The 16,831-nt window shown below is 43.8% G+C and carries 10 protein-coding genes; 1 reads left to right on the top strand and 9 read right to left on the bottom strand.

Going from position 1 to position 16,831, the window contains the following annotated elements; genetic code table 11:
• Positions 1-68: 68 nt before the first annotated feature.
• The 6 genes from QUA33_RS07010 to QUA33_RS06985 form a co-directional block, all read right to left on the bottom strand.
• Positions 69-6,662 carry a CHAT domain-containing protein gene (locus QUA33_RS07010; protein ID WP_445251072.1) on the bottom strand — a complete coding sequence of 2,198 codons (6,594 nt, stop codon included), beginning with the start codon at positions 6,660-6,662 and terminating at the stop codon, positions 69-71.
• 256 nt (positions 6,663-6,918) lie between these two features.
• Positions 6,919-7,056, bottom strand: coding sequence for a hypothetical protein (locus QUA33_RS07005; protein ID WP_333147590.1), 138 nt, complete (start codon positions 7,054-7,056; stop codon positions 6,919-6,921).
• Between the two features lie 9 nt (positions 7,057-7,065).
• Positions 7,066-8,160: a hypothetical protein gene (locus QUA33_RS07000; protein ID WP_333147588.1), complete on the bottom strand. Its 1,095-nt coding sequence runs from the start codon at positions 8,158-8,160 to the stop codon at positions 7,066-7,068.
• A gap of 8 nt (positions 8,161-8,168) precedes the next feature.
• Positions 8,169-10,064 carry a CHAT domain-containing protein gene (locus QUA33_RS06995; protein ID WP_333147586.1) on the bottom strand — a complete coding sequence of 632 codons (1,896 nt, stop codon included), beginning with the start codon at positions 10,062-10,064 and terminating at the stop codon, positions 8,169-8,171.
• Between the two features lie 31 nt (positions 10,065-10,095).
• Positions 10,096-11,256 (bottom strand): DUF1822 family protein, encoded by a 1,161-nt coding sequence (locus QUA33_RS06990; protein ID WP_333147584.1) that lies wholly within the window; start codon positions 11,254-11,256, stop codon positions 10,096-10,098.
• The gene (locus QUA33_RS06985; RefSeq protein WP_333147582.1) at positions 11,246-12,037 is read right to left on the bottom strand and encodes a sigma-70 family RNA polymerase sigma factor; all 792 of its coding nucleotides are present in this window, start codon (positions 12,035-12,037) and stop codon (positions 11,246-11,248) included. The genes QUA33_RS06990 and QUA33_RS06985 overlap by 11 nt, the downstream gene beginning before the upstream one ends.
• A 1,091-nt stretch (positions 12,038-13,128) precedes the next feature.
• Here QUA33_RS06985 and QUA33_RS06980 point away from each other — a divergent pair.
• Positions 13,129-14,238, top strand: a complete 1,110-nt coding sequence (locus QUA33_RS06980; protein WP_333147580.1) for a hypothetical protein — start codon at positions 13,129-13,131, stop codon at positions 14,236-14,238.
• Positions 14,239-14,443: 205 nt separating this feature from the next.
• Here QUA33_RS06980 and QUA33_RS06975 read toward each other — a convergent pair whose 3' ends face one another.
• The 3 genes from QUA33_RS06975 to QUA33_RS06965 form a co-directional block, all read right to left on the bottom strand.
• Positions 14,444-15,217 carry a hypothetical protein gene (locus QUA33_RS06975; protein WP_333147578.1) on the bottom strand — a complete coding sequence of 258 codons (774 nt, stop codon included), beginning with the start codon at positions 15,215-15,217 and terminating at the stop codon, positions 14,444-14,446.
• Positions 15,184-16,539 carry a helicase-related protein gene (locus tag QUA33_RS06970; protein ID WP_333147576.1) on the bottom strand — a complete coding sequence of 452 codons (1,356 nt, stop codon included), beginning with the start codon at positions 16,537-16,539 and terminating at the stop codon, positions 15,184-15,186. Before QUA33_RS06970 ends, QUA33_RS06975 begins: the two co-directional genes overlap by 34 nt.
• Before the next feature lie 60 nt (positions 16,540-16,599).
• On the bottom strand, positions 16,600-16,831 hold a 232-nt coding region (locus QUA33_RS06965; protein WP_333147574.1), incomplete at its 5' end, for a hypothetical protein.

The following is a 16,831-nucleotide window of genomic DNA, read 5'->3' as shown; positions in this document are numbered from 1 at the left end:
CGCCAGTCAATGTAGGGTGCGTCTAGCCTTACACCTTACCACTGGTGAATATCAAATCTCCAATTAATTTACCAAGGACTGCCAATTATTGTGAATCCGGCCCAAAAGTTCGGGTGAGATAAATCTGCATTTGCTGCTTGTGTGGCTTGATTAATGTCGATCGCGCCTTGAGTTCCCCGCAATTGACCGTCTTTGACTACAATTTGTTTGCGGATCATTGCCAGTTGCGCTTTTCTGAGGGCTTCAGCTTTAATGTTTTCCGATCGCAAATTGCCATAAAACTCGGTCATCAACGCCAAAGTGCCGATATCATTAACTTTCCACAAACTCGCTACCGCTGATTTGACACCGCTGCGGACGGCCAGTCCAGCAAATCCCATTTCTGCTGTATTGTCGCCGATCGCAGTTTCGCACCCACTCAGCACTAATAACTCGACTTGTCGGCTATCGTACCACTTCGCCAACCTAAATTCATCCAGCGCCAAAGAGCTTTCCCACAAATCAATCTCAGCTTCTTTTCTTCCATTTTCGCCTTGAGGAAAACTGGCGTGAGTAGCTAAGTGAACGATTCCAAATGCCTGTTGTTTTCGCTGTTTTCTCAGGTTTTCTAGGGTAAATTCTTGATTGAGAAAAGAGCGGCCTTGCCACAAGGGAAATGCTGCTTGATTTTGCGTTTCTGTTCTCCTCCCGGCGATCGCAGATAATTCGAGCGGCACTGCAGGCAAAGGATCTTTATCGGGAAACTCTGAAGCACCCATCGCTAAAACTCGAGCGTTTTTCAAACTTTGATACTTTGTGTTACTCAGGCTGACACTGGGAATTGAGCCGAGGCTGTACTTTTCTACTAGAAATTGCTTGCCGTCGTGCAAAGCGGATAGTGGCAGTTGGCGCAAACCTGCATCGAATGAAAAAATTAGCGTATCGATATTTAACGATTCCAATTCTTTAGATATTGGTGAAATTAACCATTGGTAAAGTTGCTGCGCGTTTTCCAAATATGCTGTATCTTGGGAATTTTGTGGGTTCGCCAAATAGCCCTGAAAAATATTCACAGTTTTTAGCAGTGTTTTGCTGTTAACGGGCGCTTGTTTGAGAATAGGAGGCCCGTCGGGAACTACTAACACTAGCGACACTTCTTTGAGCCGGACGATGGCGTAAACAATTACAGCTTGCTTTCCGGTTTCCTCCTTGATTTTTTTCAGAGTTTCTCTCAGATATTGAACGTTGATTTTTTTATCCGTGAAATTTTCCCCATAATAATTTTCGTAGTCTTGTTCAAAGAGTTGGTCAATTAGAGCAACAGCATCGTTAGCATTGTTTTGGTCTAAAGTTTGTTCGACGAGCGACCTGCTAATTTCTGAGGGAAAGAGATTCGGGATATCTGCGGGTGCGGGATTTTCTGCGATCGGAGGGGGAGTGGGAGTTGGTGCGGGAATTGGTGCCGGGGCGGGAGTTAGTGCCGGCGCTGGAGTTGGTGCGGGAATTGGAGTTGGTGCGGGAATTGGTGCGGGCGCTGGATTAATAGTCGGTGAATCTTGAACTGGCGCTGTATTTATTGCAGCTATTCTATTCCATAGATCTGAAAGATTGACATCAAAGGGTTCAGAATTAGCAATCGGTACACTAGGAGTTTGAACGATTATTTCCGGCGGAGTTTCTGCGACTGAAACAGTTAAATTATCAGCAGATGTCTGTGTGGAGATCGGGTTATTTGCTTCTGCTCCGGCAATGGTGTTAACTGACGGGGTGTAAGGAAGTTCTAGGGAGATAATTGTTTCGTTGTTACGCTTCCAATCTAATTCGGTATTTCCCGTTTCAGCATTTTGGCCGATCGAGGTTTCAGCACCCAATAAATCGCCAATTAAAAAAGCTAACTGCCGCTGGGGAGTTTGGCTTGGGCTGACAGCGGGCGCGGGTACGATCGCACTTGCAGGCGCGGGTACGATCGCACTTGCAGGTGCTGGCTGAATAGGAGCTAAGGGCTGGGTTACGGAGGCAAGAGGGGCTGTGGGCGCCGGATTTGGCGCGTTTGAAGGTTGGGGGGCGATCGCAGGTTGAGTGGCGAGGGAGGAGGTGATTTGGGAAACAGAGGGAAGGGTAGGTCTCGAAGCTATGCGGGCAGAAGCGTTTGGGGTTGTGGGTGTTGAGGGCTGCGTGGGGCGCGCGCGGGGTGGCAGTACGAATGAATCGGGCAATTCAGGTAGTCGGATGTTGAGGGGAAAACCAGGTATCGGATCGGGTGTTGCCGAAGGTGCGATCGAAGTTTGGGGAATTGGGGCAGGTGGGATAAATATTTGGGGAATTGGGAAAGGCGCGATCGAGCTTTCGGGTGTTGCCGAAGGTGCGATCGAGCTTTCGGGTGTTGCCGAAGGTGCAAGGGGTAAACGCGGTGGGAGTTGCGGTGAGGGCGTGCGTGCGGGCGCTGGAGTCGGTGTTGGGGAAGGCGCTGGAGTAGCTGCGGGTGTCGGTGCGGGCGATGGAGTATCTGCGGGCGTGGGTGCGGGCGTTGGAGTAGCTGCTGGTGTCGGTTCGGGCGTGGGAGTAGCTGCGGCTGTGGGTGCAGGCGTTGGAGTAGCTGCTGGTGTCGGTGCGGGTGTTGGAGTAGCTGCGGGCGTGGGTGCAACTATTGGTGTGGGTGCAACTATTGGTGGCGGCACGGAGATAATTTGAATGCGATCAACATCCTGTCCGTAAGTATAACGATAGGAGTTATCCCGCAAAATTGTTTGAATAGGATTAGAATTTCCCCTAGTAATTGCACCCGCCGTTCCATTTATGGCAGAATCACCGACAATAAACGGCGTTAATCCTGCGCCTCCGTGGCGGATAATTATAGTACCGCCGCTGCTATCTCCAGGCTTTCCAGCGGTAGAAATGCTAGCATTGATGCCGTTTGTGTCTGTGAAGGAATTGAGCGATCGAAAAAACCTTCCCATTTGAATCTCGACATTGCCTCCCGTACCCTGGCCGAGACTACTTTGAGCGTTAATTATACTCGCAGTAATATCGCCCGCAGCACTGCGGTTATAAGCCGTGACATTCCCTGCATTCCCCTGCGCCGAAGAGTCAATTTTACCAACAGTAATACTTCCGGTAGCGTCGAGCAAGATACTGCCGCCATTACCAGCAGACGAGGTATTGATATCGCCTGCAGCAATATTAGTTCCAGCGCTCAAAGCGATATTACCGCCATTGTTAGGGGAAGTCGCATCGAGATTTTTCGTTGTGATTTCTCCGTTCTCACTAAACAAAGAAATTCCGGTCGCTGACTTAATATTTTGGGCGGTAATATTATTCGTAGTAACAATGTTAATTGCAGCGGAACTTTTGGGAATATCATCTTGAATATTGACGCTGTTGAGGGGAGAGACACTGCCAACAGCACCACCAAAGTCAACACTTCCCGCATCGGGTTGAACAGTCAGACTGTAAGGCCCGTCAACAGTAGACTTAAAAGTAATATCGCCAGTCTCTAAAATTTTGACTGACAGGTTGTCACCTAATGTCACCGGAGCGTTAAAAGTAATGTTGTTGCGGTTAGTTTCGATCTTGCCACTGGCAGTAATAGAATCATTTGCCTTAACATCAATATTGCCGCCAGTCACAGTAATACTGGGAGCGAAAGTGCGGGAATTAATATCCGATGTCGAAACTGTTCCGCCAGCATTTATGGTGATATCTCCGCCCTTACCATTTGCTGCGGCGGTAATAATTGGGCCGGCAGTTGTGTCGATATTACCGCCGCTTTGAATGCGAAGATTCCCGCTATTGGCGTTGAAGCCGCTTAATAATAGGGCGCTACCAATCCCTGCCGTACTGATGTTGGTTCCAGCTTCGAGGGAAATATTGCCGCCGTTGTTGCCGCCGATCGCATTTATGATTCCGGCGGTAGTGTCGATCGCCCCGCCGCTTTTAAACGTGATTGAGCCGCCGTCTTGATTGCCGATCGCCCGGATGTCGCTGGTAGTAATATTTCCCCCAGCATTTAGATTAACATTTCCGCCTGTGTTAGTTTTAAGTCCGGGAAATGAACCGTCATAACTTGTCAATAACTTACCTGTAGTGATATTTCCCTTGCTATTAGTAAAGTTAAGATTTCCACCCTGTATTCCCGATACTAAAACATCGCCTGTATTAATGTCACCGCTGGCAGTAGATAAAGTAACATTGCTGCCATTGCCCTTAGCAGAATCACCTGCGATCGCGGTTCCTGTTGTCGGTGTTGTGATGCCGGTGCTGGCTTGAATGGTAATATTTCCAGCAGCGCGATCGCCCGTGGTATCGATAGTTCCGGTATTTATGGAACCGGCACTGCTCGTAAGTGCGATCGGGCCGCCGTTTTGATTCGCCGTTACGTTGAGATTGCCAGTCGTAATATTGCGATCGGCATTTAAAGTAATTGAGCCACCATTTTCAGGTCTAAAAATTGTATCATTTCCTGAATCCTGAGAGCTGCTTGCATTTAATTTCCCTGTAGTGATGCTGCCATTCGTGCTAGTAAAATTAACAATCCCGCCTTGCAATCTACCGTAGTTTAATACATCACCTGTTATAATATTTTCACTGGTAGAGATGGTGATATTGCCACCATTACCCCCATCTGAAGAATTATTTATATCGCCAAGCTCAATATTGCCATTTACGCTGGTAATATTGATAGTTCCACCATCGGCTTTCGATTCACCTGTACTATTTGAGCCTATAAGATCTACATTAATATTACCATTTGCCTGTAACGTTATAAAACCAGGACGGTCGGGGGAATCGCCATTTCCACTGCTGATATGTACTCCACTTGGAGAAAAAATAATAGCTCCTTGTTCGCTGATGATGGTAACGTTACCGCTATTACCAGTAGGTTTGAAGGTAGGAGAACCCCCAGCAAAACTCTCTATACAAACAGAGGGATTAGAACAGTTCATAGAGATATCGCCTTTTGCTTTGAGAGTAATATCACCCGCTCGACTTGGTGAGAAAGAAGCTATATTTCCTGTAAGAGTAAAGCTGCCACCTGCATTAACAGTAATATTACCGCCATTGCCATTAACAGAACTAACTATAGCACGAAGTTCTCCTGTTGAAATATTTCCTCCAGCAGTCAAAGATATAGAACTAGCGTCACCCCCAAAATTATCTGCTTTAATGTTTCCTGCTTGAATATTGCCTGCAGCTTGCAAAGTTATAGGGCCAGTTTGACCAATTCTTATAAAAATATTCGGATCGGGATATGTGTCAATGTTTCCTGTTTTAATGTTGCCACCAGATCGCAAAATTACCGATCGCGAATTGCCCAAGATAAATTCATCTGTACCCGGAGAAGCATTAGCATAAGTTGCATCGGGACTCGTAATTATGATATCTCCAGTAAAACTAATATTTCCCGTACCCGAAGTCGTATCGACCTTGATAGATGCACCCGTATGTCCTCCAGAACTATAGTCACCAGGTTGTGTATATATTGGGTCGTACAAGCTGATTAAATTAGCAGGTATACCCGATAAATCGACGATCGACGTATTATTACCGCTCCTAAAATGAGCATCTGTAGATATGATGCCATCACTCACTAAAGTCAAATTTCCGCCGCTAACAAATGGCGTTTGCGAAAGATGATTCAGCGCCAAAATATCGATACTTTGATTTCCCTGAATGTAGAGATTACCGCCAGCATTAGCCACAAACGGATTTGCCACACTATCGCGCACCCGCACTGTATTGTCAGCAAGCAAATTCAAATCGCCAGTTGTACGCAACTGACTTTCAACTAATGTCAAATTGCGACTAGCTGACAGCGTTGCATTCTCCGCAGTTACTTCTTTAGCAGCGACATCTCCATTCTCTACCTGCAAACCAGAACCAGTTAATTCTATTTGCCCTTGAGCGTTGACTGTCACCCCCGTTGCACTTCCCCCGCCACCCGCCAACAACTGGGGCAAAGATGCAACTGGCAACACCCAATTTTGAGGCAAACTTCCGGCTGCTGATTGCGGCTGAATCTCCAAACTCAACAGATTTCCCGGTTGACTAATTCTGACTAAACTCTCACCCGGTACAGCCGCAACAGTAATATTTCCTCCCGGTGCAGAAAGTTGTCCCGTACTCAAAACCGTGCCGCCCAATAAAGTTAAATTTTGCCCTTGTCCCACAGCCAAATTGCCTAAATTGACAATTCCTCCCGGTTGCGTATTTGTAAAAGCAAAACTATTAGGATTTCCAACTAATTGAGTATAATTATTAGTACCAGCCGCACTAAACCAGTTATTGCCAAAACCGATGCCCGTCGCAGTAGTCGCGGTGAAAGCAGCAGGCACGTTCAAACTGGCATTTGTTCCGAAAACAATCCCCGCCGGATTCATTAAAAATAAATTGGAATTGCCGCCCGTTATTTGAATTAATCCGTTAATCAGCGAAGCATCGCCGCCGACAACTCGCCCTAAAATATTGCGAATATTGGGGTTTGATATAAAATTGGCAGTTTGTCCTTGAGTTAAACCAAATTCTTGGAAACTGTGAAATAGATTTGCACCGTCGCTGGATTGTTGGCCGCCGTTGATGTTGAATTGGTTGCCGCTGGGAGTAATTTGAGTATTCGTGCCGTCGGTTGCGGGGGTGATTTGGGCTGTGGCTGTTTGAGATGCGGGGAAAAGTCCTATTTCCCACATTGCTAAGGTGGTAAATGAGAGGAAGGTGAGGAAAAAGCGGGTTTTTTTGTGTGTTGATTTCATGGTTTTGTTAGTAGATGATATCGATTTCACTCTGATAATTGCGAAAGCCCACCAGCGCCCTCTGACAGTCCCAAAGTCCGTCAATCCGCCAGGGAATGAATTCCCTGGCTAATAGCGAAAGTCCATTGAAGAGGACTGTAGAAAAAAGTTTGGTATTAGTCCACTGAAGAGGACTGTATAAAAAAGTGTGATATCAGTCCACTTCAGTGGACTTTTGCTTTGAGGCAGGGAATTCATTCCCTGCCGGAATTAACGTCACAACCCCTGCCGGAATTAACGTCACAACTCCTGCCGGAATTAACGTCACAACTCCTGCCGGAATTAACGTCACAGCCAGTTACTATTTCCTGTCTTCCCTCCTTTGCAAATCCCGCAATTGCTTCTCTACCTTTTCCGCCATTGGCAAATCTCCCAAAGTTGTATATCCATCTTTTGCCATTCGCAAATATTTCATAGCTTCCAGATTATTTCTCATGGCTGAATGAACTTGTCCCAATCCGTATCGAGCCGCTGTCAACTCCTCAATATCGTCAGGTTTCGCCGTATTAATCACCTTGGAATAGTAGACTTCAGCCTGGGGAACCAGTTGTAGCTTTTCCAGATAGATATCGCCCAATGTGCGATAAATGGGCGGTGTTTCTACGCCTGTTTCTTTTAAGTTTTCTAAAATTTCTCTTGCTTCGGCAATCAAGTTTGTGTTAAGATAAACGCTAGAAATTGCTAATTTTTTGGCGTTTTCGTTAGGTACTTGTTTGTCGATCGCCCCAACCTCACTTTTCACCCTTTCCACCTCAGTCTCATCCAGCAAGCTAAACTCGATATCCCCCTCCCCAACAGCGCTTTCCGATGAAGCACCTGTATTTGCCTCGACAATCAATCGGTACCTAACACCGGGTTTCAGCGCTGGTTCCCCTGGATAGACAGCCTCAGTACCGCTAACAGTCATTTCCCAGTTTAATTTCGCTCCATTTTCGCGGAGGCTCAACTTATAGCTAGTCGCACCAGCAACCGGATTCCACCGCAAAATTGGCTTGCTGTCGAGCAATTTCGTGCGCCGCGGACTGATAATATAAGGAATTGGCGCGCTATTCCAAGCAATTTTACCGTCGCCGCGATCGGGACATTTAATCAAGTCGCGGCTGCAATCAGATTTCGACTCTTCTTTGGCTAACAAACAGCTATTCAATTGATTTTCACCAGGTGCGATCGACTTTATCCCCAAATCTGCACATTGGATCGTCAGTTGGGCGTTTTGTGCTGTTCGCAATTTGTCTCCCGGATAAATCGGCGTACCGCTGGTAGGGCGGACAATTAGCCCGTTTTGGCGCTCGATCGCAACTTCCCCGCTACTATGGATAATCAGTCCGTTGGAGATTCTGTTACTGGCTGCTAGTGCGGTAGTTGCGATCGAGCTTAATGCTATAAAAGTTGCCATCCTGATTTTCACTTGATATTTCCTTTTATTCGTAAATGTTGTTTGGCACTTTGGATACATTGCTCTTGTTCTGGTACGCTAGATTTAGAATATTTAATCGTTTTTTTCCAGTGATATAACGCTTCATTTGGCTTACCTTTAGTTTCCAGAACCCGTGCTAAAAAACAGTGAGCTTCAGGGCTATTTTCTGTCAATCCAATTGCTGTCTTGAAATCTATTTCTGCATCATGATATTGCTGTTCTTTAAAACGTATCCAGCCTCGATTTTTGATACAAGCCGCTTTTACTCCATCGTATTTAGCGTGTTCTAAACAAAGGTTGATCGCCTTTAAAGCGGGTTGATGTTTATCCTTGCGGATGAATAATTTAGATATTTGAGCTGAAGCATCAGGAAGTCCTCGCAATACAGCATTTTGCATTGCCTCTAACGCACCTCGCTCGTCATTCAATTCGTCGCATAACATAGCTAAATTATAGTAAGGTTGTGCATAATTCAGGTTAATTAAGCTTGCTAAATTGTAGAATAATTTAGCAATTAAAGGTTTATTTTGACGGTGGTTTTCCATGCCAATTTGATTCGCAACTGGGGCAAGTATCGGGCCCATTAACATATAACTGCTAGCGGTAGTAGCTAAACCGATTCCCAGGCGCTGCATCAAATTACAAATAAAAATAGAGATATCGTTGTTTGGGCGATCGCCCCCAGTATCACCTACAAGAGATCCCACAGCAACAAGCGGGCAATTCCCTACGGGATAGCTGCGCTTCACGCGCTTTAATTGCAGTAAAGTCAACCCGTCAAAAGTGGGCTGCTGACAGAGCACAGGTATCGCACTCGCACCGGGAAACTCAGATTCCCACTTCTGTAAATAATCCTTAGCTTTTCGTACTGCTAAAAACAAAGGATATTCTTTGCTTAAATATCCGAATAAAGACTTAACAAAATCGTGAGCAATTTTATCTGGTATCGGCGCACGCATCACAATCATTGACGGTAAAGGCAAGCCTCCCGCCACTAAATCTGCTGCCAATTGGATGCTCGAACAAGAGTTTAAAATTAGCAACTCCAATCCTTGAAAAATTGATTTTTCTAAGCCCTCTTTTAAATAGTCTATTGTGACATTATTATCACAATTTGCTTGATTTATCTGGAGCCATCCATTGACAGAATTGCTATCGCTATGTCCGCCGTAATATAAAATTTGCCAGTTTTTTTCATCCTCTGAAAGATGAGCGCGCAACTGTTGAGGGGTTGGTTGCTGAATAAATTGTAACTCGCAGCGATCGCCAAAAGACCTTTGAAGACTTTTCTCATCTTGTCGCAGATCGAGTCCGTCACTATTACCGGATACACATAAAATTCTACCTCGCGAAGGCAGAGGCATTCCTCCTGTAGTTGCCTTTTTGAGAGCTTTTCTATACTGGGACGGACTTTTGATTATCTCACAATTCTTGTAATCTTCGCGAAATTTCCACGCATCCCAAGGCAGATGCCAATTTTCCGAATCTTTGATTTCGAGAAATACTTCAAAGCACTGAGTTCTGCCACCAACTGCATCGACTACATTTCTAAAATTTTCCTCAATGCCCGCATAAAATTCCTCACTACTCAGCCACAGCCTCATAGATTCATTCAAATATTGATAGATCAATTGAGGATTATCTTCAGAAATATTGGTGATCCCTGTAGCCTTAACTTTAATTCTAGAAAGGATGTTGCTAGATTGTCCCGCACGACAAATAAGTTGCCATCTTTTTTGCAGATCGTCAACTTCCGGAGCTGGTGGCAAACTTCCTTTAAATTTATGAACTGTTGTTCGGCTTTCTTGAAACTCCCCTGTGATGTCGGGAAAACCCTTGTGTAGATCCCCCATCCCTAAACCCAAGATAAATCTTAAGCTCATAAATTAGACGCGAGTAGAGTTAATCGAGATATCATACCACAAAATTTTCTGTGACGCTGAAATCATCTAAAGCTACTCGAATACTAAAGCTCTCGTCTCGATCGACCTCAATATCCTTCAGCAAAATGTACCTCTCCTGAATCCTTGATTGTGACTCGGTTAGATTTTTACCGATGTCGGATATTAAGGAAAGTTTAATATTCTGGGGCAGGTAACGTTCTCCGATCGCCGGATGCAGTTGAACGTGAACTCTGACAGTGCGATCGCTCTCTTCAGCAATCGCCACCAACAAAGCAACAGTTGTCCTTCCCAGGCGCATTCCCAAGTCAATCAACTTAGCCCGCGTGACATCGGCTTCGGGAAACCTATTGATGCTACTTTGACTGCCCTGTAACGCAGATTCTTCTCTCGAATTTCCACCTCCTCGTAATGCAAAACTGGGGGTTTCGTCAGGGAAAATCAGGTTTTTTAACTTTTGTTTAGCTTCCTCCAATTGCTGCAAAAATATTTCTGCAAAATTTGGCAACCAATTACCTAAATTAGATTTAACCGGATTTTCAATCTCAACAGGAGAAGTTTTTGCTTGCGGGTTAAATACCGCTTCAAAAGGCTGCCAATCAGCCGTAAATACATTCATGAACCACTGACTGAGGTTAATCTTAGATTCCAACAAATGTTCTAGATGCCCTAAGAAATTATCCAGGGAATGCAATTCGCTCAATACTAATTCCCCCGCATCCGCAGTTGGAGAAAAACCAAGCAATCTCGCTTCCTTTTCCTCCTCATCAATTTCTACTGCAATATAACCAATGCGTTCTGCCCTTGCTTCCACCGGCACCGGGCAAATCTCAGGCGGAGGTGCAGATGAATCCTGGTTGCCATTTTCTTGATTTTGATGCCTATTGTTAATTGGACGGCATTCGATTTTTCCCAATCCTTTAACATACAAATCTCCCGCATCTGCAAACAGGCGAATTACGGGATTCCAGCTATCGCATTGAGTCAAATCAGTTTCAATATCGATAATTTTTAGATAATCGCGAACGGCCAGCACTGCCAAAGTATTGAGATAAACTTGCTCGTGCCTTTGCGGGTGGCGCTGTTGGGTGGCAAAATGCTGAGCAACTTGCAGTGCCTTCTGAGTAATTGGCATCGGCAAAGATTCGATTTCCCAAAGATTGCTATGGTTCATTGTTTTGGTACACTCCTGGTATATTTAAAGTTTGATATCCTTGGTCTTCGCAAAATTTTTGCAGCAGATAACGACAATCATTGTTGAACAATTGATATAAAGTAGAATGCGCGCAGCCAAACTCTTTTGCGAGTTCTTGAAGACTTTGACCGTACAAACATTTGCGCTGCAATAAAACTTGGCAATTTATCTGCGGTTTGCCTCTAACGTGTCTACTTTTTAACTCGTTATTTGGATCGGTTTCTATCCATGCGAGAACTTCGTCCACATAGAAAGTTACATCAGGATCGGCGGCGATATCGTCCCTGCGATTGATAGTTTTTTCATCTTGTTTTCCTTCTGAGGACGCTATTCGACGGCGGTTTGGTGTGTCACTTTCTTTTATTGGGGCCTGACGACAATCTAACAGCCGCATTTGGAGATAGCGATTTAACCAAGTCGTAATCAGGCTTTCTTCGGGATCGTAAGGTCGTTTTGCTGTGGTAGCTTCACATAAATTTCGATTTAGATAGATCCATGTTTCTTGCAATGCCTCTTCATAGTAAGGTGTTTTTTGTTTCCAGAGTTTGCCGGATTTGAGAATCTCTCGAATTAGTTGATTCAAGAAATGACCTCGCTGGAGACTGCCGGGGGGATGCTGGCAAGCTTTGGTGACGAGTTCGAGGATGTGCTGGTGGGCGGGAGCTCGATCGAACTTTTCCGATTTTACTGAGCACCCAACAGCATCGGATTCGTCGGATAAGTGGTCTTCCCCCTCGGAGGGGTTGGATTTATCAGTCATAGTTAAGTGCGGCCGCAACTTTGTTCCTACATTTACTTATCAGGTTGAGTAAGGAAATTTTTTGCGAACAGCCAAAGTTTTTTTGAGCGGATGCTTGAAAGTCTTGCTGTGTCGTGGATTTGGCTGTTTGAGTGTAGGTTGAGTTTTGTAAACAGGACTGGTGCTCGTAAACTCGGTTTATAGACACGCTGTGGCATCGATCGCCCTTAAATCCCGAAAACACCCGTTTTTCCCTATTTTTACCCAGTGTTTGCAAAAATTTACCAAAAAAATCGTAGAGTTTGCATAAAACCACCGAGTTCACCCTGATAAATATACAGAAGGGAAATTGCGAAGTTCGTGAAGCGAGACTTCAGTTTGAGTAAATGACGGATATACGGCAGCTAGAGAATGCGAAAGTGCAGAAGTGCGATCGGGCTTGTTAATAGAATCGCCTTGTTAATTTTCAGCACACATTTTATCTACAACGCGAGGACAAGAATCCTGGTTACTAATTCTAACAGTTAGCTCTGAAATAATGATGTAGCTATGAATCAACTGATTGAATAACCTGCCAAAAACACAGTTATATTTACCACAAAAATGTAGACCACTGATTCATGCTTTAGCAGTTAACCCATGAATGTTGAAAAATTTTTGTTTTTTTATATCCAAGGTGGCAACGATTTTTTTGGACAAAAAAAAGATATAATTCTTATTTATAGCGTGAATTAATTGTAGATAATTGAACTTCTATCGAATACATAAAAATCAGGTTTTTTAAAAAACCTGATTTTTGTTTGTGATAATTTTATTTAAGTCAGTTTGGGACGCACACCGAGCCAAAAACCTGGTTTTTACCTCAAAATATCTCGAATCAATCCACAATTTTTGCGATAAATCGGCTTTTGTGCGTCCAGGACTGACTGAATTAATCACCAATGTAAAATATTATTACAAGTGACTTGACACCAGCGTTCAAATCTATTATCCAAAGACTATAATTGGTAAACATAATTCTGTCATTCGCCCTTGGTTGCGAAGAGGCTCAAACCCTTGCCAAACAGCCATTGATTGCGTCAGTCCTGACTATAAACAAACCAGAAAATTCCATGCAGAAACTAACTAGAATTTTATTCACTACAGCTTTAACCCTAAGTATCTTGTGTTCTCCTACAACAGCTTTCGCTAAAGCAAAAATTCAGATAGCCATCCTTTTAGATTCTAGTAATAGCATGGATGGATTGATTGACCAGACTCGTACTCAACTTTGGCAAATTGTTAATTTTTTAACTAAAGTAACCAAAGATGGCGAAGTGCCAGAGTTAGAGGTTGCCCTTTACCATTATGGTAATGACACTTTACCTTCTTCGGAAGGTTTTGTGAGATTATTAACTGGATTTACTCCTGAATTAGATTTAGTTTCCGAAAAACTATTTAGTATCAAAACCAACGGCGGTCAAGAATATGCTGGCTGGGTAATTCGTTCAGCAATGCAAGAATTAAACTGGAGTAAAAATCAGGAAGATTTTCGCGTGATTTTTATTGCGGGTAATGAACCCTTCGATCAAGGCCCAATAGTTTGGAATCAATCTGTCAATCTCGCTGTCAAAGGAGATACTCTCGTTAATACAATCTACTGTGGTTCAGCCGAAAGTCAGGAGCGACAACTTTGGGCATCAGGAGCAGAGTTAGCAAAAGGCAGTAGCTTCAACATTAATCAAAACCAACAAATTGTGGTAATTAAGTCCCCTTACGACGACGAAATTTCTATTTGGAATACTAAACTCAATCAAACCTACATTCCCTACGGTAGAGAAGGAAGAATAGGACAACAACGTCAGGCTGTTGAAGATAGTAATTCTGGCGCCAATTTTGCTTCGCGTAGTGCGTCCAAAGCTTCTGAATACTATGATAATGCTTCTTGGGACTTGCTGGATGCTCTCGAAAACGGTACAGTTAAACTAGAGGCAATATCAGATGATAATTTACCAGAAATCATGCGAGGGATGACGCTAACAGAAAAGAGAGCATATGTTGCTGGAAAGAAAACCGAAAGAGAAGCGATTAAAAAAACGATCCGCGACTTATCTCAAAAGCGTACAGCATATATTGAACAACAGCGCAAATCTAGTACCAATAGTGGTGAAAATACTCTCGATCGCGTGATGATTCAGAGTCTCCGCCAGCAATTAGCCGCTAAAGGATTCAAGCTTAATTAAAAGAACGCAGACAAAATTTCATCTGCGTTCATCTGCGTTTATCTGCGGTTAAAAAATCAGGAATTATGCAAGTGTCACAATTAGTAAGGTACTCTACTATCCCAACCCCTCGATATTTCGTTGATCGTGAAAGTAGTAGAGCACCCTACAAGTTGATTGTCCTGATGCCCATTGCATAAGTGCTGTTGAAAAAACCGGGTTTTTATTATGGGTTGTTTTCAAGCGCAAGCGATTGTCCGATTAAACTATAAAGTTCTCTGAGTTGCTCAGAGTCCAAAGCTTTAATTAGCGCCTCTCCAGCTTTCTTCGGGTTATGACGAGGAATCTTTACATATGAAGGGGTATTTAGGCTACTAGATGGAACTTTTTCTGACCAATCTTTCACCAGTTTCCGCCCCAAATCGGTGATTTGGTAATAACCACGTTTATTACCTGATAAGGGTTCAATCCATCCCAATTCTAGCCAACCTTTCCTCCAAATGTGTGCGTTACTTAAACAAGTCCGCAATACTCGTTTAATCTTAACTGCATTTATAGGCTGCTGATCTGGACAAGCTTGAAGCAGCTTAGAAAATTTTTCCAAATATTTTGACGAACTTCCCTGCTCTTGAAATTGATCTTGTTCAGGCTCAAACGTCTTTGCATTAGGTGATGCTAGTTCCTGAATAATTTTATCAATATCTGACGGCTCATAACCCAAACCAAATGGTGGTTTAGCCTTGCAGAGTTCCTCATAAGTCTTGAATGGCTGTCCACGCTCGTCAACAAGCTGATGATAGCCAGAGAATTGCTTCATCAAATCGCGCCATGCTTTCAATTGTTGAGCATTGAATGCAGCATCATGTAAGGCTGATTGCAGTTCCAGCCTTACAGCGATCGCCCAAGGGCGCGATCCAGGAGGTGCATTGAGTTCGCCTGCATTGCCGAGAGTTTCGATGTGAGTTTTCAATCGTTCATTGGATATTTGCTTTGTAGCCATGCCCACACCCGCCTCAATTCTTCAAGTGCCATTGCTTTGCGTGACTTGCCAAATTCTTTGACAATTTCCCCATTAATGGTTTTGAACTCCATACCATTCTTGGCTGTATAGTAACGGACATAATTTTCAATTTTGTCTCGTATAATAGACAGCTCTTCACTTGGGGTTAAGGATTCTTGGTTTGATGAATCTGCATAACCTTCAGTGCTAGTTCGTCGTGTATTATACGACTCCATAAAACGTTTCAGATTTATAGTGCTGCCACTAATTCCAAACTCCTGTGCGGTTGATTGAAGTATAGCGGTTTCAGCATAATCAACAGTTTCCCCGTTACTTGAATCAGATGCTCTTGAGCGTGTCAAGCTTGAATTTAATGCGATAATACTATTATATCCCAGTTCTTTGTTTTTAGCATCATTATCCCCATTGCCACCATTGCCATTTTCACGTTTATTTAATTCTCTTTCCCTAAGAATTGGAGCTTGTTCCGCCATGATTTTTTGTACGCAATCCACGGCTAATTTGTCATCTGGAAGATAAATCAATCCTGTTTTTTTCAAAACTCCAGCTTCTCGATCGACTCTCGCAGCCCTTGCCCATGATTGTTCAAGCCAAGGCTTACTTCTGATATTAGTTAAACACGCAACATGGGTAATTGCCGGAACATCCAGTCCTTCATAGGCCATTGCCACTGTCACTAGAGCATCAACTGCTTTTGCATCGCCGTAATTGTAGTGTTTCTTAAATCTTTTAATTGCTGCCTGCGCTTCTTTTGATTCATCACTTGTGGCTTTTAAGGCTTTGATTCCTAACTTTTGCAGCCACTCCAAATATTGATTAGCTATTGGTATTGAGGGCGCGAGTACCAATAGCTTAGATCGGTGGTTATTTTTTTTATGTGACTTCCAATTATCAACACACTTTGTGAGTAACTGCTCGGCGTATCCGGTACTAAGCGCTGTGCGAAGTGCTAAGCTGCTATAGTCTCCAGCCTCTGCTAAGCTTTCGACTGAACATTCTTGCCCTTGTTGGTCTATCCATTTAGCCTCCCCATCACCCCATTCAAAATGGAGAGGAACGATCGCACCGTCTTTGAGTGCTTGTCCTCGCGTATATTCAATAACTACGGTATCTTTACTACTTGATAAATCTGGAGTAGTACCGCTAGGATTTGCTTTATAGGGCATAAAAGCAATTGGTTGCGCATCTCCTCGATCGCCAGTTCCTGTTACTAAGATGACTAATACAGCATTATCTACCAATGGCTGTAATGCCCTATGCCATGCTCCATCTTGCTTGACATGATGAAACTCATCTAGCACTAGAATATAGCGCTTGCGTCAAATTTATTGAGCATGAAGATCGCGACCTTCTAAAATAGCCTAGTATGTAGCTGCATAGCCAGACATTCCCTTGCATGGATTAGGCTCATTGTTATTTGCCATAATTCTATGCTGATGTCCGAGCAGATGTCTGAAATACCAATCTTCAAAATTTTCTTCTGCTTGTTTTTGGAGATTTAGTCGGGGAACAATCCGTAACTGCTCAATAAGTGCTGATAAGCAAGTATCGCCAAAGTAACTCAGACAAGGCCTGATGGCCTCAAGCTGAGAA

This window comes from Microcoleus sp. Pol14D4 (assembly GCF_036701245.1).
Lineage (GTDB): Bacteria > Cyanobacteriota > Cyanobacteriia > Cyanobacteriales > Microcoleaceae > Microcoleus.
Note: the sequence above shows the minus strand (reverse complement) of the source record. Positions and strands in the feature narration are given on the sequence as shown.

Coding starts and splice junctions, on each gene's coding strand:
- QUA33_RS07010 (WP_445251072.1), bottom strand. CDS start 6,662: ATGTGGGAAATAGGACTTTTCCCCGCATCTCAAACAGCCACAGCCCAA.
- QUA33_RS07000 (WP_333147588.1), bottom strand. CDS start 8,160: ATGGCAACTTTTATAGCATTAAGCTCGATCGCAACTACCGCACTAGCA.
- QUA33_RS06995 (WP_333147586.1), bottom strand. CDS start 10,064: ATGAGCTTAAGATTTATCTTGGGTTTAGGGATGGGGGATCTACACAAG.
- QUA33_RS06990 (WP_333147584.1), bottom strand. CDS start 11,256: ATGAACCATAGCAATCTTTGGGAAATCGAATCTTTGCCGATGCCAATT.
- QUA33_RS06985 (WP_333147582.1), bottom strand. CDS start 12,037: ATGACTGATAAATCCAACCCCTCCGAGGGGGAAGACCACTTATCCGAC.
- QUA33_RS06980 (WP_333147580.1), top strand. CDS start 13,129: ATGCAGAAACTAACTAGAATTTTATTCACTACAGCTTTAACCCTAAGT.
- QUA33_RS06975 (WP_333147578.1), bottom strand. CDS start 15,217: ATGGCTACAAAGCAAATATCCAATGAACGATTGAAAACTCACATCGAA.